We start from the raw sequence: 599 nt of genomic DNA on the forward strand, positions 1-599 counted from the left end.
CAGGCGAACCGCTGGTATCTCTTTGCGGAGCCGAGCGCCGCGCCCGTCTACGTCTACGGCTACCTCAACGGCGCCGAGGGGCCGCAGGTCACCACCGGCCCGGTCCAGGGCGTGGATGGCATCGAGGTTAGCGTGATCTTCGATTTCGGTGTCGGCGCCATCGACTGGCGTGGCGGCTACTTCAACCCGGGCACCTGATCCCCTCCCACCCTTCCTGACCATCCCGCGAAAGGCGCCACCGGAATCCCGGGCGGCGCCTTTCGCGCATCTGGAGACCCATCCCCATGCGCAACTGCATCCGCCCCGACGCCCGCTCCGTCCCCATGCCGGTCCCCTATGCCGGCGGCATCCTCTCCGGCCAGGGCATGCTGGTCGGTGCCTTCTTTGGCGTGGCCGCCATGGACGCCGCCCAGAACGCCCTGGTCGAGTGCGAGACCCGCGGCGAGTTCGAGCTCGCCAAGGAGCCCGCGCTGGCCATCACCGCCGGCGCGCGGCTGTTCTGGGACAATGCGAACCGGCGCCTCACCACCACCGCCACCGGCAATTTCCAGGTCGGCATCGCCACCGCCGCGGCGCTCGCCGCCGACACCACGGTGCGC

2 protein-coding genes are annotated in these 599 nt (G+C 70.5%); both read left to right on the plus strand.

Going from position 1 to position 599, the window contains the following annotated elements:
• Positions 1-198: phage major capsid protein (locus ACI6QG_RS19625; RefSeq protein WP_491630758.1), on the plus strand; the 198-nt coding region annotated here is incomplete at its 5' end.
• An 86-nt stretch (positions 199-284) separates the two neighbouring features.
• Positions 285-599 (plus strand): DUF2190 family protein (locus ACI6QG_RS19630; protein WP_407026263.1); only part of this gene is annotated, 315 nt, incomplete at its 3' end.

The sequence above is a fragment of the Sabulicella flocculans genome (genome assembly GCF_045449635.1).
GTDB lineage: Bacteria > Pseudomonadota > Alphaproteobacteria > Acetobacterales > Acetobacteraceae > Roseococcus.